The 19,108-nt window shown below is 52.3% G+C and carries 19 protein-coding genes; 1 reads left to right on the forward strand and 18 read right to left on the reverse strand.

Going from position 1 to position 19,108, the window contains the following annotated elements; all coding sequences use genetic code 11:
- Positions 1-54 precede the first annotated feature (54 nt).
- The 18 genes from cheZ to ACT3R7_RS12835 form a co-directional block, all read right to left on the reverse strand.
- The gene (gene cheZ, locus ACT3R7_RS12750; protein ID WP_192536452.1) at positions 55-750 is read right to left on the reverse strand and encodes a protein phosphatase CheZ; all 696 of its coding nucleotides are present in this window, start codon (positions 748-750) and stop codon (positions 55-57) included.
- A 42-nt stretch (positions 751-792) separates the two neighbouring features.
- Complete coding sequence (gene cheY, locus ACT3R7_RS12755; RefSeq protein ID WP_018917783.1) at positions 793-1,182, reverse strand: chemotaxis response regulator CheY; 390 nt, start codon at positions 1,180-1,182, stop codon at positions 793-795.
- 53 nt (positions 1,183-1,235) lie between these two features.
- The gene (locus ACT3R7_RS12760) at positions 1,236-2,933 is read right to left on the reverse strand and encodes a methyl-accepting chemotaxis protein (protein ID WP_193091483.1); all 1,698 of its coding nucleotides are present in this window, start codon (positions 2,931-2,933) and stop codon (positions 1,236-1,238) included.
- A gap of 41 nt (positions 2,934-2,974) precedes the next feature.
- Positions 2,975-4,036 (reverse strand): protein-glutamate methylesterase/protein-glutamine glutaminase, encoded by a 1,062-nt coding sequence (locus ACT3R7_RS12765; protein WP_193091482.1) that lies wholly within the window; start codon positions 4,034-4,036, stop codon positions 2,975-2,977.
- A 93-nt stretch (positions 4,037-4,129) separates the two neighbouring features.
- Positions 4,130-4,996, reverse strand: coding sequence for a CheR family methyltransferase (locus tag ACT3R7_RS12770; protein ID WP_192536449.1), 867 nt, complete (start codon positions 4,994-4,996; stop codon positions 4,130-4,132).
- Entirely contained in the window at positions 4,993-7,161 is a 2,169-nt protein-coding gene (locus ACT3R7_RS12775; RefSeq protein ID WP_496199232.1) for a methyl-accepting chemotaxis protein, read from the reverse strand. The genes ACT3R7_RS12770 and ACT3R7_RS12775 overlap by 4 nt, the downstream gene beginning before the upstream one ends.
- A gap of 53 nt (positions 7,162-7,214) precedes the next feature.
- The gene (locus ACT3R7_RS12780) at positions 7,215-8,504 is read right to left on the reverse strand and encodes a methyl-accepting chemotaxis protein (protein WP_496199239.1); all 1,290 of its coding nucleotides are present in this window, start codon (positions 8,502-8,504) and stop codon (positions 7,215-7,217) included.
- A 130-nt stretch (positions 8,505-8,634) separates the two neighbouring features.
- The gene (cheW, locus tag ACT3R7_RS12785) at positions 8,635-9,135 is read right to left on the reverse strand and encodes a chemotaxis protein CheW (RefSeq protein ID WP_496199233.1); all 501 of its coding nucleotides are present in this window, start codon (positions 9,133-9,135) and stop codon (positions 8,635-8,637) included.
- Entirely contained in the window at positions 9,132-11,207 is a 2,076-nt protein-coding gene (gene cheA, locus ACT3R7_RS12790) for a chemotaxis protein CheA (protein WP_496199234.1), read from the reverse strand. The genes cheW and cheA overlap by 4 nt, the downstream gene beginning before the upstream one ends.
- Before the next feature lie 43 nt (positions 11,208-11,250).
- Positions 11,251-12,174, reverse strand: coding sequence for a flagellar motor protein MotB (motB, locus tag ACT3R7_RS12795; RefSeq protein ID WP_087109056.1), 924 nt, complete (start codon positions 12,172-12,174; stop codon positions 11,251-11,253).
- Entirely contained in the window at positions 12,171-13,040 is an 870-nt protein-coding gene (gene motA / locus ACT3R7_RS12800) for a flagellar motor stator protein MotA (RefSeq protein ID WP_192536444.1), read from the reverse strand. The genes motB and motA overlap by 4 nt, the downstream gene beginning before the upstream one ends.
- Before the next feature lie 193 nt (positions 13,041-13,233).
- Positions 13,234-13,794 (reverse strand): flagellar transcriptional regulator FlhC, encoded by a 561-nt coding sequence (gene flhC / locus ACT3R7_RS12805; protein ID WP_192536443.1) that lies wholly within the window; start codon positions 13,792-13,794, stop codon positions 13,234-13,236.
- Positions 13,791-14,123: a flagellar transcriptional regulator FlhD gene (gene flhD / locus ACT3R7_RS12810; protein ID WP_018917794.1), complete on the reverse strand. Its 333-nt coding sequence runs from the start codon at positions 14,121-14,123 to the stop codon at positions 13,791-13,793. Before flhD ends, flhC begins: the two co-directional genes overlap by 4 nt.
- A 114-nt stretch (positions 14,124-14,237) precedes the next feature.
- Positions 14,238-14,522: an EscU/YscU/HrcU family type III secretion system export apparatus switch protein gene (locus ACT3R7_RS12815; RefSeq protein ID WP_018917795.1), complete on the reverse strand. Its 285-nt coding sequence runs from the start codon at positions 14,520-14,522 to the stop codon at positions 14,238-14,240.
- On the reverse strand, positions 14,506-15,717 hold the full coding sequence (locus tag ACT3R7_RS12820) for a flagellar hook-length control protein FliK (protein ID WP_192536442.1): 1,212 nt from the start codon (positions 15,715-15,717) through the stop codon (positions 14,506-14,508). Before ACT3R7_RS12820 ends, ACT3R7_RS12815 begins: the two co-directional genes overlap by 17 nt.
- A complete protein-coding gene (fliT, locus tag ACT3R7_RS12825) occupies positions 15,714-16,115 on the reverse strand; it encodes a flagellar protein FliT (RefSeq protein WP_496199235.1) in 402 nt (133 codons plus the stop codon). The genes ACT3R7_RS12820 and fliT overlap by 4 nt, the downstream gene beginning before the upstream one ends.
- 7 nt (positions 16,116-16,122) lie before the next feature.
- A complete protein-coding gene (gene fliS / locus ACT3R7_RS12830; RefSeq protein ID WP_192536440.1) occupies positions 16,123-16,539 on the reverse strand; it encodes a flagellar export chaperone FliS in 417 nt (138 codons plus the stop codon).
- Between the two features lie 186 nt (positions 16,540-16,725).
- Entirely contained in the window at positions 16,726-18,414 is a 1,689-nt protein-coding gene (locus tag ACT3R7_RS12835; RefSeq protein ID WP_192536439.1) for an HD domain-containing phosphohydrolase, read from the reverse strand.
- Positions 18,415-18,716: 302 nt separating this feature from the next.
- On the opposite strand from ACT3R7_RS12835, the gene ACT3R7_RS12840 reads away from it, so the two are divergent.
- Complete coding sequence (locus ACT3R7_RS12840) at positions 18,717-19,082, forward strand: flagellar protein FlaG (RefSeq protein ID WP_496199236.1); 366 nt, start codon at positions 18,717-18,719, stop codon at positions 19,080-19,082.
- The last annotated feature ends 26 nt before the right edge of the window (positions 19,083-19,108 follow it).

Below are 19,108 nucleotides of genomic sequence, written 5' to 3' on the forward strand. Positions count from 1 at the left end.
CAAAACGCCTATTTTGCCAGATACGGCTTTTTACAATGCCCTAATAACACCGCATTAAAAGCCCAATTCGTCCAATAAGTCGTCCACTTGATCCTGGTCTGTCACGATATCAGGCGCATTTTCCTTGATTTGCGGGCCGTTCAACAGCTCTTCTTTACGTCGTGCAGACTCGCTCTTCCACTGATCTTCCGCTTTACGTTGCATCGACTCGCGGGCCTGCGCACCGGGCACGTTGTCGATCAGCACTTGTACCAGTTGATGTTCGATCTCACGGATCACGTCCATCATCTTCTTGATCACCTGGCCGGTCAGGTCCTGAAAGTCCTGGGCCATCATGATTTCGAGAAGCTCTTTGTTCGTGGCGGCCGTAATTGTCGGCACATCGCTTAGGTAGGTGCGTGTTTCCTTTACGAGCGTCTTGGCATCCGCTAGCTCTTTGGGTGCCTCAAACCAGTCGGCCCATTGCTTATCAAGTACTTCAGCTCGCTCGGCAAGCTCGTCCTGAAGCGGCTGCGCGCGATCAATGGCGTTTAACGCACGATCAGCCGCCTGCTCGGTCATGGTGGCAACATAGTGCAACCGATCGCGGGCGTCTGGAATGGCTTCAGCTGCTTTTTCGATCTCTTTATCCAAACCCAGTTCGCGCATATTATCGCGCAACATGCGGGTCAGCTTACCGATGCGATGAATTAATTCTTCAGCGCCTTCCTCGGACAGCTGGGCAGAGCCGATCTGCTCATTCTGACTCATTACATTGTCTCCTCGCGAACCAGGCCCTTCGGCCCAATCGCTTTATTTACCCATTTTGTCGAAGATTTTATTCAGCTTTTCTTCGAGGGTAGCGGCGGTAAACGGCTTGACGACATAGCCGTTGGCACCCGCCTGTGCGGCCGCAATAATATTTTCTTTCTTGGCTTCTGCCGTCACCATCAACACCGGCAAATGTTTCAAGGCTTCATCCTGACGGATCTCCTTGAGCATTTCCAGACCGTCCAGGTTAGGCATGTTCCAGTCGGAAACGACAAATTCAAAATTGCCTGCGCGCAGTTTATTTAGCGCGTCTTGGCCATCTTCGGCTTCATCAACGTTGGTAAAGCCCAGCTCTTTAAGCAGGCTACGTACAATCCGACGCATCGTAGGAAAGTCGTCGATCACCAGAAAACTCATGTTTTTATCGGCCATTATTCATCCTCTTATCAATACACGTCATCAGATGACGAGTTACTTAGTCAGGGTTAAAAAGCTTCCCACTCTGCATGATCGCTATGGCTGGATACTGGACGTGTCGCTGGAACAGCCGGTACGATTTTTTGCGCAGGGCGAGAAAGGGTTGAGGTAGCTTGCGCCGGTAACGACGTGCGCTTAGGGGCTTGCGATCCCAGCAGCTTGAAGACGGCAACCGCCTCTTCCAAGTGATTGGCCTGCTCTTCAAGCGATGCAGCGGCGGCTGAAGCCTCTTGCACCAGCGCAGCATTTTGCTGCGTTACCTGATCCATTTGGCCGACCGCGTGACTGACCTGCTCAATGCCATCGCTTTGTTCCTGGGAGGCTGCCGATATCTCATCCATGATATCGGTGACCCGGCGCACGGCGGTTACCACATCGGCCATGGTAGAACCTGCCTGCTCGACTAATGTCGAGCCCTGCTTAATCTGGTTCACGGAGGCGTCAATTAGCGTTCTGATTTCTTTGGCAGCATCAGCACTGCGGCTAGCAAGGTTGCGAACTTCACCGGCAACCACCGCAAATCCACGCCCCTGCTCACCGGCACGTGCCGCTTCTACGGACGCGTTCAAGGCAAGGATATTGGTTTGAAAAGCAATCGAGTCGATCACGCTGGTAATATCAGCCACTTTTTTCGAACTGCTCGATATGCCGTGCATTGTTTGAACTACCTGGTCCACTACCTGACCACCATGCTCAGCCGTTGACGAGGCATCCGCGGCCAGCGTGCTGGCTTGGCGAGAGTTATCGGCGTTTTGCTTCACCGTGGCCGTCATTTCTTCCATGCTGGCCGCGGTTTCTTCAATGGCTGCCGCCTGCTGCTCTGTGCGTGAGGAAAGATCGGCGTTGCCGCTGGCGATTTCCCGCGTACCGTAGTGAATTTCAGCACTGCCCTCGCGAACCCGCGTCACGATCGCCGTCAGGTTTTGCTGCATGGCGGCCATGGCCGCAAACAGCCGGCCGATCTCATTATTGCCTGCGCTAGGTACCGGCTGGGTCAAGTCTGCTTCAGCAATTTTATCCAAACGCCTAACCGCATCGTTCAATGGCGTAATGACCGTGCGCCTTAACCCAATATAAATAATCAGCGTAATGAGTAGTGCTACCCCCACCGCGATGGCGCTGACGAGCTTAAAGACGTTGCCTTGGGCTTTGGCATTCTCGCCGATCGTATCAACCCGCTGAAACCCATATTGAACGAACGCCGTTGTGCTGTCGGCAAGGCTCGCTAACGGCTCGACGAGCGCTTCACGCAAATCGCTGTAGGCGTTGATATCCTTCTGAGCAAAGCTTTCGTGCTGCTGCTTTACCAGCGCTATAACGGCACGGAAGTTTTCGATTAACTCACGCCCGTACGCCTCGCCTTGCGGTGTACGGGGAGTCGCAACAAAGTTCTCAAAACGTGCTTCAGAACGCTCGATACGGTCAGCGGCAATCGCCAACTGCGCGTCAGCTTCGCGTGTCTGGCCCATCATCAGATAATTCGAGGCGACCTCCATGGCCAGCATGGCTTGGTTGAGCAGCGAATCAGCGCGATTAATCTCATTAAGCTGGTCACTACTAATCCGGCTATAAGTCTCTAGATTCTCTTGTGCATTGCGGTCCGATATAAAACCGATACCGGTCGTCACTATAATAAGCGTTGCAAAACAGACCAGGGCCGCCACGACGGCCATATGGATACTCATATTGCGAAGTAAACGCGTCATTAGTTCATTCCCCTAAGCCAGCATTGTTATGTAACAAGTTTTTATACTCGCTGAGATCGCCCAGAGGCGGCCACCATCGCCATCAGCCGAGCGGGAATGTCATCGAGTGCAGCAGCTTCCACCGCGCCACCTACGGCAATGGCTTCACGGGGCATCCCAAAAACCACACAGGTTGCCTCGTTTTGCGCAATGGTAGGAGCGCCAGCCTGACGCATTTCCAAAAGCCCCACAGCCCCATCTTTGCCCATGCCGGTCAGAATCACCCCGATGGCGTTACGCCCAGCCTGTTCCGCGGCGGAATGAAACAGCACATCGACGGATGGCCGATGCCGGTTGACCGGTGGCCCGCTGTCCAGACGTGCCACATAGTTTGCTCCGCTGCGTACGAGCTTTAAGTGCTGGTCGCCAGGGGCAATGTAGGCGTGGCCCGGCAGCACACGTTCACCATCAGTCGCCTCTTTGACGGTTATTCGACACAACCGATCCAGGCGCTCGGCAAACGAGCGCGTAAACCCCCCCGGCATATGCTGGGTGATCAAAATGGCAGGGGAGTTGGCAGGCAACGGCTCTAATACCGCACGGATGGCTTCCGTGCCGCCCGTGGATGCTCCGATGATAATCAGTTTTTCGCTTGAGACTAACGGCGCTTTTAACTGTGCAGGCGGTGGAGCATTTTTATGGCGCGCCTGACGCGGCCGTGAACGTGCGGCCGCACGCAGCTTTTCGGCGATTTCATTGGCGTACTCCATCATGCCATGCCGAATACCCAGGCTTGGTTTGGCCACAAAGTCCAGCGCGCCAAGCTCAAGTGCACGCAGCGTAATTTCCGAACCGCTTTGCGTGAGCGATGACACCATCAAGACCGGCATGGGCCGCAGGCGCATCAGGCGTTCCAGAAAATCGAGCCCATCCATGCGCGGCATTTCAACGTCAAGTGTTAGCACATCAGGGTTGTGTTGCTTAATTAAATCCCTGGCAACCAGTGGATCAGGCGCCACGGCAACCACTTCCATGTCCGGCTGCGAGTTGATAATTTCGGTTAACAAATCACGAATCAGCGCCGAGTCATCGACACACAATACTTTGATCTTGGCAGCGCTCAATGCACGCCTCCTTTGCAGTTAATGCCGGGTATGCTGCCTTGTTTGCACGGATAACCACGCATTAGGCGTATAAAAAACACGAAAATGGTTCCATTAAGCCCGCGTGTATACCGTCTGGCCCCGCAGCTTGAACGCATCACTAATATACGAAAAGTTTTCAGAGTGACCGGCAAACAGCAGGCCATCCGGCTTCATAAGGGGCGCAAACCGCTTAAGAATCTTTGCCTGCGTCTCTTTATCGAAATAGATCATGATATTTCGACAAAAAATGGCATCAAACGGGCCTTTAATCGGCCACTGTGTCGACAGCAGATTAAGAGGCATAAACTCAACCAGCTCGGAAACTTCCGGGCGCACACGAGCGAGCCCCTGTTGCTGCCCTGTACCCTTCTGAAAAAAGCGTTTCACACGGGCTTCATCTAACTTGCGCACCTGCTCTTGTGGATAAATACCGGCGCGCGCGCGGCTTAGGGCATCGGTATCGATATCGGTGGCAACGATTTTCGCCTGCGCCGCTTTGGGCCCCAGGGTTTCCAAAAGCGTCATGGCCAGTGAATAGGGCTCTTCACCCGTTGAAGCGGCCGAACACCAAATAGTGACCGGGCTCTGCTTATGGCGAAGATGCTCTGCCAATAGGGGAAAATGGTGCGCCTCGCGAAAAAACGCGGTCAGATTAGTGGTCAGCGCATTGGTAAACGCCTCCCACTCTTTTGCATCAGGCTGACGCTCCAGGCGCAATAAGTAATCGCTAAAACGTGTCAAACCATGATGTCGAAGGCGCTTGGCTAACCGGCTATAAACCATCTCGCGTTTATGCTCGGCCAACACGATGCCAGCACGCTGGTAAATAAGCTCTCGTATTCGTAAGAAATCCGCATCCGTGAGCATCAGATCTCGTTCAATCTGATGACTAGACGCCCACTGATTGGCGTCGACACCTAGTTCGCGTTGTTCGCTCAAAATTCTTCCCATTCCTCTACAGGTGTCGCTTGTCGCTGCACAGCAGGCGCGGCTACTTTGTTGCGCGCTGTGGGGCTGGCAAGCGTTGTTGCTTGTTTAGCAGGTAACGTGTTCGCCAAGGCAACAGGGCGTTCTGGGCTCTTCTGGTTAAGCCGAACGGCTTCAACCGATAGCGCGAGCAGGCTTGCTTGCTGCTCTAACGCAACGGCGGCGCGTGCGGTTTCCTGAACACGTACGGCATTTTGCTGCGTTGCCTGATCCATCTCAGCCACCGCCTGATTTACCTCGGCAATACCACTGCTTTGCTCTTCAGAGGCTGCCGAAATTTCGTGCATGATATTGGTAATACTGCGTGCCGCCTCAGCGACCTCACTGATCGCGGCTTCTGCTTTTTCAACCAGCCCAGCGCCCGCATTGACTTCCTTGTTAGAACCGTCAATCAACCCTCGAATTTCCTGGGCAGCGCCGGCGCTTCGTCCGGCTAAATTACGCACTTCTTCGGCCACCACGGCAAAGCCACGCCCATGTTCGCCGGCGCGCGCCGCCTCCACCGAGGCATTCAGCGCCAGGATGTTGGTTTGGAAAGCTATCGAGTCGATGGTATTGATGATATCGGCCATCTTTTGAGAGCTTTGGGTAATGCGTTGCATATTGTCTACCAACTGCGCCATTAGCTCGCCCGTTTGAGAAACCCGAGTAGAGTTATTATCGGCGAGTCGGCGGGCTTCTTGAGCGTTGTCGCTATTCTGACGTACGGTAGCCGTCATCTCTTCCATACTGGAGGCCGTTTGCTGTAGCGAAGCAGCCTGTTGCTCGGTACGTGAAGAGAGCGCTTCATTACCTGTCGCAATATCTTGTGCGGCAGGCGTTACGATATCTATCCCGCCTTTTACGTCGCCAATAATGCTGCTTAAGCTTTTACACATGGCATTAAGCCCATCAAGTAGCTGGCCCACTTCATCGTGCTGACGCTTGGGCGCGGAAGCCGCCAGGTTACCGCCCGCGATTTGCAGCGTAAAACGTGATGCGCCCTTTAGGGGACGTATAATTGCGCGGAAGGTTAACCAACCAATCGCTATCAGCAGCGCCAACCCAACCCCCAGCACCACCGCTTGCGTTGCGATAATGGTGTTTTGCGCGTGCTGGGCATCAACCGCCATTTGTTCAGCCGCTTGCTGTTTTTGCTCAATGAGCTGATTCACGCTTTCAGAAAGTGCCCGCCCCTCATCAGACATGACGCTGATGACGGCGTCCAGCCCAGTAAACGCTTGGTAGGTCTCTTCGGCTTGCAGCACACGGGCCGCCTGACCCATTCCCTCCTCAAGAAAGGCCTGAAGTTGATCGTTAAACGCACTGGCAAGCGGCGTGTTATTGACCGCACGGGTGTAATAGCCCTGCCATACGGTGGCTACTTCTTCAGCACGCTGCTCAATGGTTTCACCTATTTCAAAACGCTGATTGATCAACTCCATACGCTCTGGTTCAATCATTCCCTGGCGCGTATTGGCGATCATTTGGTCAATTTGTTGCAGCCTGACGACGTCGCGCAAACCATCGCTATTAAGCCTCTCAAGCCGCTCACTTGACGCGTTAAGACCGTAAAGACCCAAGCCCCCGCTAATCAACAGCAACGCCGCAGCGACCACAATCATGCCAACCAGTTTGGCGCGGATGGTATTCAACTGAATCCTTTTCAGCCACTGGCCGACACCACGCTGTCGCAGACGCCCTTTATCCAGGTAGAAATGCTTGTTACGTCCTTCCCGTATCTCAGCATAAGCCTGTTCAGCATGCTTTATGGCCTCACGTGAGGCTTGAACGCGCACCGAGGCGTAACCCACCACCTGCTCATTTTCAATGATTGGCGTTAAGCTGGCGTCCACCCAGTAGTGATCACCATTTTTACAGCGATTTTTAACCAACCCACGCCAGGTATCCCCGTTCTGTACGGTTTTCCACAAATTATCAAACGCGGCAGGCGGCATATCCGGATGGCGAACCAGGTTATGCGGAGCACCTATCAACTCGTCATGCGTGTAGCCACTTATCTCAATAAATGTCGGGTTCGTGTACGTAATACGACCTTTTAAATCCGTACGAGAGACCAGAAAATCGTCTTCTTTTAGCTCGACTTCACGCTGCGAAATGGGTTGGTTATTGCGCATTTAGGGGCCTTATTGTTCAGTTCTTAAACTATCGTTGTTTATAGCGTTTGCTATTAAAATGCTTCCCAGGCTTCTGTTTCCACCTTTCTTGAAGCAGTGCCGATAGAAAGAGGCTTGGAAGTGACGGACTCGACAGGCCCCGCCGTGGATGAGGCGGATACAGGCGTTGGGTTATGAGCAACCTGAAAACGCTCAACGGTATTTCTTAACCGCGCCGCTTCATCTTCAAGCTCATTGGCGTTATGAGCGGCATGCTGAACAAGCTGGGCATTTTGCTGAACCACTTGGTCCATTTGTGCAACCGCTTGATTAACCTGAGCAATACCGTTGCTCTGCTCTTCGGAGGCTGCAGCAATTTCATCCATGATATCGCTGACCCGCTGCACTGCATCAACCAGCGCTTGCATGGTCTCACCTGCCTGATTGACCCGCTGCGTGCCGGTCTCTACTTTACCCAGCGAGGTATCAATGAGCGTACGAATCTCCTTCGCCGCGTTAGCGCTGCGGCTGGCCAGGCTACGCACTTCCTGAGCGACCACAGCAAACCCCTTGCCATGCTCACCCGCGCGGGCAGCCTCTACCGATGCGTTAAGCGCCAGGATATTGGTTTGAAACGCGATATTATCAATCAGCGTGATGATATCGGCCACTTGTTGAGAGCTGGCATTGATATCCTGCATGGTTTCAACAATACCGCTCACTTCTTCACCGCTTCGCCTCGCTGTTAACGTAGCGTTTTGCGCAAGCTGGCTAGCCTGACGTGCGTTATCGGCATTGTGGCCCACCGTTGAGGCAAGCTGTTCCATACTGGAGGCGGTCTCTTCAAGCGAAGAAGCCTGCTGTTCAGTACGTGAGGAGAGGTCGTTATTACCGCTGGCAATCTGTTGAGAGCGCGCATAAATGGACGACCCACTGCCACGCACAACGCTCACTGTTTCTGATAAAGAAGCCTGCATATGCGCCATCGCAACGTATAGCCGGCCTATTTCATTATTGCCCGGTGCCGAGATCTGCTGGCTTAAATCGCCCTGCGCCATGCGTTCGAAATAGCCAACCAAACGATCCAGTGGCTTAAGTACATTGACCGTCACGCCCCAAATCACCACCACGACGGTCGTCACTGTGATCACCACAATGGCAATGAGCGCCCAGCGAATGCGGCCGGTAAAGTCCGAGAACTCTGCCTGTTGAACGTTGCCGTCACTGGCGGCCTGTATGATGGCTGCGCCATGCTGAAGGGCATAAAAACCGATGCCACAGGCCACAATCACCAGTAACGAAAAGGAAGCAAGCACCAGCCCCCAACTGAGCCGCACGGTCATGTTTCCCAACATCTGCCGCATTAGCTGTGTCACAATGTTTTCTCCAAACACAACGTCACTCGCAGGCGCATTCCTTGGCGCTAGAGGGGCCGTTCAACTTGGAAAGACACGTTCCGTGTGGCCTTTTTAGTACAAAGTAGCGGCAGTCGCCTTAACGATTGCTGGTGCTATCCACCAATGCCATCTCTTCACTGGTAAGCAGCTTATCGATATCGACAAGTACCAGCATGCGGTCATCCAGGCTGCCAAGACCGCTCAGGAAATCAGACGACAGGGTGACGCCAAATTCAGGCGCCGGTTTAATTTGCTCAGGGTTTAACGTCATGACGTCAGAAACGCCATCGACCACTATACCCACGACGCGATCGGCGACGTTAACCACAATCACCACGGTCTGGCCACCGTACTCCACGTTTTCAAGATGGAATTTGATACGCAGATCCACAATCGGCACAATCACGCCGCGCAGATTGGTAACTCCTTTAATAAAGTCAGGCGCATTGGCAATACGCGTTACATTTTCGTAACCGCGAATCTCCTGCACCTTCAAAATATCAATGGCGTACTCTTCTTCGCCTAATGAAAATACTAAAAACTCACGGTTTTCCGCTTCATCAGCGGCGAGAACCGGCTCATTATTTACCTGACTCATGACGGCTCAGCCTCCTTATAAAAAGAGATAGGTTGATTATTAATCACTTTGCTCGCTTCTTTCTTGACCCTGCTCAAGCGATGCAGTCCTGTGATATCCAAAATTAGCGCTACGCTGCCATCCCCCAGGATGGTTGCCGCCGAAATCCCCGGCACCTTGCGGTAATTGTCTTCAAGGTTTTTCACCACTACCTGCTGCTGCCCAACCAGTTCATCAACCAGCATGGCATAACGACGCCCTTCGCCCTGCACAATGACCGCGATACTCTGGGTAGGATCCGTAATAGCGTTTTCTACATCCAGAACTTCATGAACCGCAATAACAGGCAGGTATTCGTCGCGCACCTTTAAGACAACGTCGTCTCCGGCCATCGCGTACATCTCGCCTTTGGTTGGCTGTAACGACTCAAGCACGGTAGAAAGCGGCAGAATAAACGTCTCCCCACCGACCTTAATCGACATGCCATCCAGTATCGCAAGCGTTAACGGCAGCACGATCCGCGTGTTGGTGCCTTCGCCTTGTTTGGACTGGATCTCAACACGACCGCCCATCCCCTGAATATTACGTTTAACCACATCCATGCCCACACCACGTCCGGAGACGTCGGTCACGGCCTCAGCGGTTGAAAAACCTGGCGCAAAAATAAGCTGGTAAACGTCTTCGTCACTCATGGTGTCGGAGACGCTAAGGCCATTTTCACGTGCCTTGGCTAGCAGTCGCTCACGATCCATTCCGGCGCCATCATCGCGCACCTCAATCAGGATGTTACCGCCCTGATGGCGAGCAGAAAGTACGAGCTTGCCAATACGGGGCTTGCCAAGCGCTTCGCGCTTATCCGGCATTTCAATGCCGTGATCAAGGCTATTACGTACCAGGTGAGTTAAGGGGTCGGTAATCCGCTCAACCAGGCTCTTATCAAGCTCCGTGGACTTACCCTCGGTCACCAGCTCTATCTCTTTACCCAGCTTGCCCGCGGTATCGCGTACAACGCGCGGAAAACGGCTAAACACGAATTCCATGGGAATCATGCGGATAGACATGACCGCTTCTTGCAAGTCTCGGGCATTACGCTGCAAAAGGCTCATGCCATTTTGAAGCGAGCTGTTGCCCACCGACTGATCGTCCAAATCGCTAACCGTTTGATCAAGCATCGATTGGGTAATGATTAGCTCGCCCACCAGATTGATAATCTGGTCGACTTTATCCACCGAAACGCGAATGGAAGAGGACTCGGCGGCCGCCTTTTTCGACTTAGTACTGCTATCGGGTGCCTTTTTGGCCTCTGCAGGTGGGCGCGCAGCTTCTGGCTCAGGTGTTGCAGGCTCCGGTGTTACTGGAGCAGGCGGCGGCGTGCTTTTAGCCTCCTCTGGAGCAGTTGCAGGGGCACCACTCGCTACACGAATCTCAATCTGCTCTGGTTCAATGATGAAACACATGACGGCTTCAATATCGTCAGCGCTGACATCGCCACTCAGTATGACTTCGTAACATTTCTCATCGCCAGACTGCGACTGAACATCGCCCAGCTGCTCAAGCTCTTCAACCAGCAACGTACGCTCTTTTTCAACCACATTAAGCAGGGCGACAATCAGCTGGTTTTGACCGGCTGAGGCTTTCGCTGGTTCTTCAGCCTGGACGACCGGTGCAGGTGCCGCTGCCTCCACCGGCGCATCCAATGTTTGACCAATTTCTTCCAGAGCTATCTGCTGTAATACTTGGCAAATTCTTTCGTACGCCTCTTGATTGGGCGCTTCCTCGTTGCGATAGGCATCGAGTTGCTCATGCATGATGTCTTTAGCCTCTAAAAAGGTATCCACGAGCTCGGCACGCAGTACAAGCTCCCCTTTACGTGCATGATCCAGCAGATTTTCGAGTATATGCGTTGTCTTTTGTAGCACGCTAAAGCCGAAGGTACCTGCTCCACCTTTGATCGAGTGCGCCGCGCGGAAAATAGCGTTTAGCTGCTCAATGTCGGGATTATCGACATTGAGCTCCAGCAAGTGCTGCTCCATATCAGCAAGCAACTCTTCAGCCTCTTCAAAAAAGGTGTCAAAAAAATCCGCTATATCCATGCACCACTCCACTCTAACGTCATATTTTTGTCACAAGCCAACGCTAATCCGACGCATTTGTCGGCAGGGGCTCTTGCGTTAAGTCTTCGACCAGGTCATCCGCAGAAGCAGGCAGCGTGGCATCAGAACTCATCGTTCCCGGGTTGCGAATCGCCTCTGCGATTTCGGGTAGCAAGACGACAAGTTCAATACGGCGATTAACCGGATCCCGAGGATCCGTATCGGGTAACACGACACGGTTAGCAAAGCCTGATACGCGCAGCAGTTGATCAGGATCAAGCCCCCCGGTTACCAGCTCGCGGCGTGAGGCATTGGCACGATCATTAGAGAGTTCCCAGTTGCTATAACCCCGATATCCTCCGGCATAGGGCACGTTATCGGTATGTCCACTAATACTAAGATCGTTAGGCAATTCGTTAAGCAACGGCGCAATAGTACGCAGTAAATTGCGCATATACGGGGCTACCTGATCACTGCCCAACTCAAACATTGGGCGTTGCTCGGTATCCAGCAATTGGATACGAAGCCCTTCACGGGTTAAATCAAAGCGCATTTGCCTGCGTAGCTGACGCAGCTCGGGGTCTGCCTCAATTGCGCGTTCGATGCGCTCCTGTAGATCGGTGAAGAAACGTCGCTCCTGCATGCTTGGCCGGGTCTGCTGCATGGTATCGATGCGCGCTCTTTCACCATCACTGTGTGTCGGGTCCGGGCCACCGCCAGGAATAACCCTGGTACTGCCTGATTGATCACCACCAGTGATCGCCGTCACCAGTGGCGTACTGAAATATTCTGCCACGCCGCGCCGCGTTTCTTCACTGGAGACACTTAAAATCCACATTACCAGGAACAGCGCCATCAGCGCGGTCATGAAATCCGCTAGAGCAATTTTCCAGGCGCCGCCGTGATGCGCATGCACCACCTTTTTACGCCGGATAATAATCGGGCGCTTTTCACCGCCCTTACTCATGCAGTACCGCCCTTCCTGGCATTTTTCACATACTCTTCAAGCTCGAAAAAAGTTGGACGCTCGGCGGTATACAGCGCTTTACGGCCAAACTCAACGGCCAGCTGAGGTGCGTAGCCGTGCAAACTTGCCAATAATGTTATCCGAATGCATTGCATCATCTTTTCTGCTTCCTGGGCTTGCCGACCGGCGAAGCTGGCAATGGGGTTAATAAAGCCGTAACCCAACAAAATACCCAGGAAGGTTCCCACCAGCGCGTGGGCAATCATTTCACCCATCTGTTGCGCAGTGGCATCCGCATAGGTCAATGCCTTGATGACCCCCATTACTGCCGCCACGATGCCGAAGGCGGGCATGGCATCGCCCACTTTTGCAATCGCATCGACGGGGACATGAGCCTCTTGTTCAAATACTTCGATTTCGTGCAGCATCAGCTCATCAATTTCCATCGGTTCCATACCACCACTCACCATCAAGCGCAGATAATCCGTCAAGAACGTCATCACATGAGGGTCAGCCAATACGGTGGGGTGCTCTTGAAAAAGAGGACTTTCTTGAGGGTTGTCAATATCGCGCTCTATTCCCAACATCCCTTCACGACGAATTTTTGACAATAGCTTGTACTGCATTGCCATGACTTCCATGTAGAACGCTTTGTTATATTTTTTTGCTCCCTTGAGCCTGGGCAACAGTTTGAATGTGGCTTTAATGGCTTTTATGTTGTTAGCCGCAATAAAAGCACCCACGCCAGCTCCGCCAATAATGACTAGCTCAAGTGGCTGGTATAAAGGGCCAAGGCTGCCACCAGCCAGCACATAGCCACCAAATACGCATAACAAAACGACTACATAGCCTAGAAGTATCAGCACAAGCAGAGTCCTTGCGGTGTGTCAGTATTAAGTAAGGGAACTAAAATTCATCCATCTGTTCCGATGGTTAGGTATTGTTCCAGCTCAAACGCAAAATTGGTCTCATCATACTAGGGCTAACGTGCAGTTTAATTAAAAAGTACCGCCGCATTTCACCGCTATCTATGCATTAAGGGTCTGCTCGACAAACGCTCTACGAGGCATCTGTAGGATTATTCTTTTCCTTCTGAGCAAGCTGCGATTTACGCGTTTTCCCCGCTCTGGAAGGCGGTTGACAAATACCACATATATAGTCATGTGCCGGGCTATGGGCATGTGCAACGAAACGACCTCTACACCGTGTGCACGTATTTAGCTGCAGCAAATCGCTTTCAAAAAAGCGCACTAACGTCCAGGCACGCGTCAGGCCCAGCACAGGCTCGGCACCTTCCAATATCATTTGTTCATCATAAAGCCGGTAGGCTTTTACGAATGCATCGATCCTTTCGCAACTGGTATCTCTAAGCAGACTTGCGTAGATATTATAAAAAAGCGAAGAATGGACGTTGGGTAACCATGTAATAAACCAGTCTGTCGAAAAAGGCAGCATGCCCTTGGGTGGCGACATCCCGCATACTTCTTTATAAAGTTTAATCAGGCGTGTACGGCTTAATTCAGTTTCCGTTTCCAGCACCTGTAGACGAGCACCCAGTTCAATCAGCTCTATTGCCAGCTGCACTTGGTGCATTTCATCGACCAAGCTCTTCTGACTCACTCCTCATCTCCTGCTGGCAATGATTCAAACGTATCGCAGGCCAATAGCAGTGACGCATGTAAGCCTGCGAGCCCTTGATCACGCGGGTTCTCCGTGACTTGCCGCAGCCGCTTTGCACTCGTCTGGCTAAACCGACACACCAACTGATTGGTGCGTGCCAATTTTGTTAGTTGGCGCGCGCTTAGTGAAGACAGCAGGTCAGCAACATCACTATCTATCTTCAAACGAAACAGTGCAGCCTCACGGTCTTCACTGATCAAACGCTGCGCGAGAAGCAAATAGGCTAAGTTTATTTCTTGAATTTCGTCGAGAAAATTAGTGTGGCTCATAGTGTTCCATCGAACGGCGCAGGCGCTATCTTGTAACCATTATACGGGCGCCTTGATGACTTTTTCCTTACTCAACATCATGGTTGCACACTCTATCTGGATTGGCTACTTGGCTTAGTCGCGGCGTTTTAAGCTCTCTTCGGATAACTCAAACACCCATACCAGTAACTCTGCGACCACCTGGTAAAGCCGAGGTGGTATTTCAGTGTCTAAATCTAGTTGCATCAACAGCGCAACGATTTCAGGCGCATCATGCACATAAATTCCCTGACGTTGAGCTTCGGCCATAATACGCTCAGCAAGCTCGCCATAGCCTTTTGCCACCACCCGCGGCGCACGCTCATTTTCCTGATAGGCAAGTGCCACGGCTTGACGCCGACGCTCATCCGGCACGGTCATGGCTGCTCTCCAGCGGCATGTACCGCGCACGCACTTGAACTTTTTCCAAATCCAAAGCGCCCAAACGCCGCTCTAGAGCGGGTATATCTTTTTCAAGATGATGGTGGGTGGCTTTATCGGCCGTTGTTAAGTCAATGCTTAGCACCGCCCGATAAAACCACAAAGAGACACTAAATGCTCCCACGTTAGGCACTTCTAACTGCATTTCGGAACGCCAACCCTCATCAGGATCGCTATTTTCCTGTTGATTTTCCTGCGTTTTATCGTGGGTTGGCAGATGAATGACCAATGCCATAAAAATACCGGCCCACACGTCACCTTCCCAACGCACCGCAGGCATTACCAACATATCTAACTGCTGGCGCACCAGGCTTTGTAAACTCTCATGAACAATATCGCGGTGTCCGCGATGCTTCATATGCTCTATTTCACGCTCATAAGCGATTATTTCACGTGATGGAGTGTTACTGACGTCGGGCGCAGCAGGAAAATTACTTTGCGCTGGAGCTGCGCTGGGCATTACCGAACGCTCCACGATGGCTTTATCGTTTGGCACATATACCAAGGCGCTACCGGGCGTTATCAGCGCATTGGTACGCGATGCCAAGGACTCAGCATTGGCCAAAAACGGTACACTTGGCAATAAAGGCTGAGTGGCGAGTGGCACCATCAAGGGGCGTGGCCCAGGCTGCATTTGCGGCTCACGCATTAACTGCTGCCGAGACATATCGCCTTGAAACCAGCGCTTTAAATGGGATTCATAAAACAAGCCACTATCACGTACGCTGGCTTCCAGTCGACCTGCCACTTCACTGGCCGCTGGCGAGCCTTGTAGCGTTACTAAAGGCGACGGCGGCCGTATAACAGCGGGGGGAGCTGGAAAGCGCAACAAAACATCCGCGATGCTGCGGGCAGCCGGGCTAAAATGTGTTTGGGTTGACCCTGGCGCAGTTCCTTGCGGTTCGCCGGGGGTAAATTGCCGCTCTCCACCTAAGGAGCCAGGCATGCGCCTTAAATCATTTAACGCGGCAGGAGGGCGCCCATCAAGATCTGAGTCGCCCTGTATAGGACGCGGGCCTTCGCCAGAAGAAACAGGCTTAACGGGCTCACTTAAAGCACGCTGCAACGACACCTCACCCTGCCGCCCCAATACCTGATGCAATAGTGTATCGATGAGCGGCGTGATACCGCTCACGTCGCGGCCTCTTCATCATCAGAACGATGATTTTCAGTGACACCTTGCTGAGGTGCATAGGCGCGGTGTAAATCACGCTGGCGCTGAGATACGCCGATCAGTTTGCCTAGCTCATCACGCCTTGCCACTAGCCGACGACGAATTTCCACATCAAACTCCAAAATACGCTCAAGCAGCTCTGCTTTACGTAGCTTATCGGCCTCATCTAATATCACGGTACTGTCAAGCTCACGCAGCATTTCTACCCGTTTGACATAATATGTACGCTGCTCAATCAGCTCTACCCACTGTTCAGCGCTAGCCAGTTCGTGCATTAGAGTCACATGAACCAGTAACCCTTCATACGCCTCTATCAGTGCTTGAGGCGTGTCGTTGTGGGTATTTATGGAAGCTGCCATGGAGGCCTCATGCGCTCTGCTGTTGACCAATGTCCCGCCATGCGGAGGCGATGTTTTCGAGCAAGTTCTCTGCCTGGTTTAAGCTCTCTTCATCGTTGCGTAGATTAGCGGCGAGCAATAAACGTGCAATATAGTCGTAAAGAGAGGCTAGCCGTTCAGCGATATCGCCGCCTTTCTCTTGATCAAGCGCGGCAGCGAGCCCGTTATTAATAATATCCAGCGCTTTGGATATAGCTTTCCCCTTTTCACTAATATTACCGCTCTGCATATGGATGCGAGCAGCACGAATAGCCGTCTGCGCTCCTTCAAAAAGCAGTACAATAAGCTTATGCGGATCCGCTGACATCACGCCGCTTTCAACTCCTACACGTGCGTAAGCATTGGCACCTCTTCCGTAGGCAGCGCTGCCGCGAGAGTACGTCATTAGCTGGAACTCCTTGTTTGTGGCAGTCATTGGCATAACCGATATAAGGACTGCCACCTGTCTTTTATCATGCGATATGAGCACGCTATGCTCAGCTATAAGAGATATCGGCGCCATCAAGCCAGACTTTAATGGTTAAGCATACTTTTTCGCTGAACGATGGCTAATGTTGATCAAAAAATTACGTTACGTTGAGACCGCCACTTCTTGTGTCGGCTTTCCAAGTCGCTCGCGCACATCACCACGCACCAAACCACCCAGTGAATCACGCATGGGAGGAACTGCCTGCTGCGTCAACACTACCTCCAATGGCGTCCCCGCCTCATCCAAGCGCAGCACCCATGCTAGCTGTTCGCTTGAAAAACGCACCAGCGCTCCAACCGGCAACGCTTTAAAGTGTTCGATATAACGTTTTATCCAGCGCAAGTCGAATTGGTGCGGATGCCCCAAAAGGTGCCGATAAATCTGCTGTGTGGTTTTAGCCGGACGATCAGAACGATCCCTGCGCATCGCTTCAACCACATCAACAATCGCGCTGGCCTTGGCAAGTTCGTTAATATCTTCTCCGCTTAGGCCATCGGGATAACCACTGCCATCCAGGCGCTCATTAATTCCACCAATAACCGCTTGAACAACACTCGCCGATAGCCACTGACAATGCTGGAGGCGATCGATCAACAAGGAGACGTGCTCGCTCATGGCTTGCCGGTGAGTGGCCTCAAAACTTGGCGCTCTAAAGATAACCTGGGGCACCAACACCTTTCCCAAGTCGTGGATCAAGCCACTGGCAACAATTGCCTTACGTGCCTCGCGAGGCATATTTGCCCCTACCAAGTCGAGTAGATGAACCGCAACGGCAATTCCATGGCGCACTAGCAAAGGCTCACGCGACATGCAGCGCGAGGCAAATAACAACGCCTCACGGTCCTCTTCATGAAGCGCCAGCACGCGGTCAGCATTACGCGATAATCGCTGGGCATCAATCCCACTCCCCTGCTGCAAAAGCAGCAGTTGAGCATTAAGATAGGCAGCCACCTTTACCAGGCGACGCGCCATCGGCGTTGCATAATGTTTTATATCGCGCCGCCCAACCCCCTCACTGCCTATACGTCTCTTGGGCTGCTCAAAGAGCGGCGATGGCTGCCGATCCTCCTGCACTTCTTTTTGGTAACGAGCGGCTTCACGCTCTATCTCACATACGAAATACCAAACCTGACGTTCTTGCTCTGCCGTAAAATTCGAAAATTTAAAACCGACGCGCAGCAGATGCTTTTCTGAGTCAACCTTCTGGTGGCGCGCAATGGCATGACCTTCAAAATAAGTGCCATCCGGAAAGCTAAGAGCAAGCTTAAGAGGAGCGTCTGCTTCAGCTAATATACCGCTAGCCGTCATCGGCAGCTCCAGCTGACATCCCTCTTGGGATATATCGCGCAACTCGCCAACCGCAGTTTCACCCAACACACTAAATACGCTAGCCGCTACCGCCATCCCCATGCGCAGCTCAGCACGAAAAGATTCGCGACGCTGAAGCACATCAATCGTCTCGGGGTAGTCACTGCAACATAAAAAGCGCCCCCCGGAATGACGTGTCTCGGTCAACGCCAGTAGCGGCGTACGAACTACTTTTCCCTGAGTCTGGCCTTGCAGATAGAATGTCTCACCACTTTGTAACCGACCAAGCAAGTAGTCGACCGAAGATAAGTCCATTACCAGTGCTTTATCTACATGCTGTTCCATAAGCACAATAGGCTCAGCGCGGGCCTCAGGCGAAGCCATGCAAAGCGATACACCGCCATTTTCAATCATTGTATTTAGCAGAGATTCAATCACCACTGAGCTGGCAATTGTTTCATACTCATCTTGCTGCGCTAGCATGTTCGCCTCGTTTTTTACGACCGCGTTAATAGAAACCTATTGTGCAAGGAAACTCTTATTCAAAAAAACTACTGCACGCGGCGAAGCATAGCAGATGCTTTCTAGTAACCGCAGATATTGTAACGGCACCGTTACAATATCAATTTCTCAGCATAGTTTGGCGCATATAAAGTTTACGGCGAACCGGCCGATGGTATGAGTGAAGTCCGATAAAAGATCGCTGGGCTGATAATGCATCAAACGAATAAAGTCTACCGGCAGGTAGCTAACAGTAGCGCTTATCTTTATGGGAAATAACCGACATGACACCACCACTCATCGATACCACAGCAGCACTAGCAGTAACGCCAAACCGCTTAACGCCCCAACAGCGCCTAGATAGCACGCTAAACCAGCTATCTACAGCGAGCACTTCATCACCGTTATCAGATGCAGATCAAACGAGCATAAAAACAGGCGAGCTGGTTGAACCCATCCAGCGCATTAACACGGCGATGCGCGTTCATGGGCTAGAATTTGATGTTAGCGAGGAATCTTCACGGGTTGTGACGCGCGTAATTGACCGCGAATCTGGGGAGGTTATTCGTCAGATTCCTGCGGAGGAAGTACTCGCCATTGCCGAACGCCTAGAAGAAATACAGGGCCGCCTTATCTCGTTAGAGGTCTAAGGGCGAGAAAAGCGAGCGTTAAACAA

The sequence above is a fragment of the Halomonas sp. AOP43-A1-21 genome (assembly GCF_052376775.1).
Lineage (GTDB): Bacteria > Pseudomonadota > Gammaproteobacteria > Pseudomonadales > Halomonadaceae > Vreelandella > Vreelandella colorata.

Bases quoted from the DNA above. Each gene is read 5' to 3' on its own strand.
- ACT3R7_RS12840 (WP_496199236.1), top strand. From the start codon at position 18,717: ATGACACCACCACTCATCGATACCACAGCAGCACTAGCAGTAACGCCA.
- ACT3R7_RS12835 (WP_192536439.1), bottom strand. From the start codon at position 18,414: ATGCTAGCGCAGCAAGATGAGTATGAAACAATTGCCAGCTCAGTGGTG.
- cheW (WP_496199233.1), bottom strand. From the start codon at position 9,135: ATGAGTCAGGTAAATAATGAGCCGGTTCTCGCCGCTGATGAAGCGGAA.
- ACT3R7_RS12775 (WP_496199232.1), bottom strand. From the start codon at position 7,161: ATGCGCAATAACCAACCCATTTCGCAGCGTGAAGTCGAGCTAAAAGAA.
- cheA (WP_496199234.1), bottom strand. From the start codon at position 11,207: ATGGATATAGCGGATTTTTTTGACACCTTTTTTGAAGAGGCTGAAGAG.
- fliS (WP_192536440.1), bottom strand. From the start codon at position 16,539: ATGACGTACTCTCGCGGCAGCGCTGCCTACGGAAGAGGTGCCAATGCT.
- cheY (WP_018917783.1), bottom strand. From the start codon at position 1,182: ATGGCCGATAAAAACATGAGTTTTCTGGTGATCGACGACTTTCCTACG.
- ACT3R7_RS12780 (WP_496199239.1), bottom strand. From the start codon at position 8,504: ATGCGGCAGATGTTGGGAAACATGACCGTGCGGCTCAGTTGGGGGCTG.
- cheZ (WP_192536452.1), bottom strand. From the start codon at position 750: ATGAGTCAGAATGAGCAGATCGGCTCTGCCCAGCTGTCCGAGGAAGGC.
- motB (WP_087109056.1), bottom strand. From the start codon at position 12,174: ATGAGTAAGGGCGGTGAAAAGCGCCCGATTATTATCCGGCGTAAAAAG.
- ACT3R7_RS12760 (WP_193091483.1), bottom strand. From the start codon at position 2,933: ATGACGCGTTTACTTCGCAATATGAGTATCCATATGGCCGTCGTGGCG.
- fliT (WP_496199235.1), bottom strand. From the start codon at position 16,115: ATGGCAGCTTCCATAAATACCCACAACGACACGCCTCAAGCACTGATA.
- flhD (WP_018917794.1), bottom strand. From the start codon at position 14,123: ATGAGCCACACTAATTTTCTCGACGAAATTCAAGAAATAAACTTAGCC.
- ACT3R7_RS12815 (WP_018917795.1), bottom strand. From the start codon at position 14,522: ATGACCGTGCCGGATGAGCGTCGGCGTCAAGCCGTGGCACTTGCCTAT.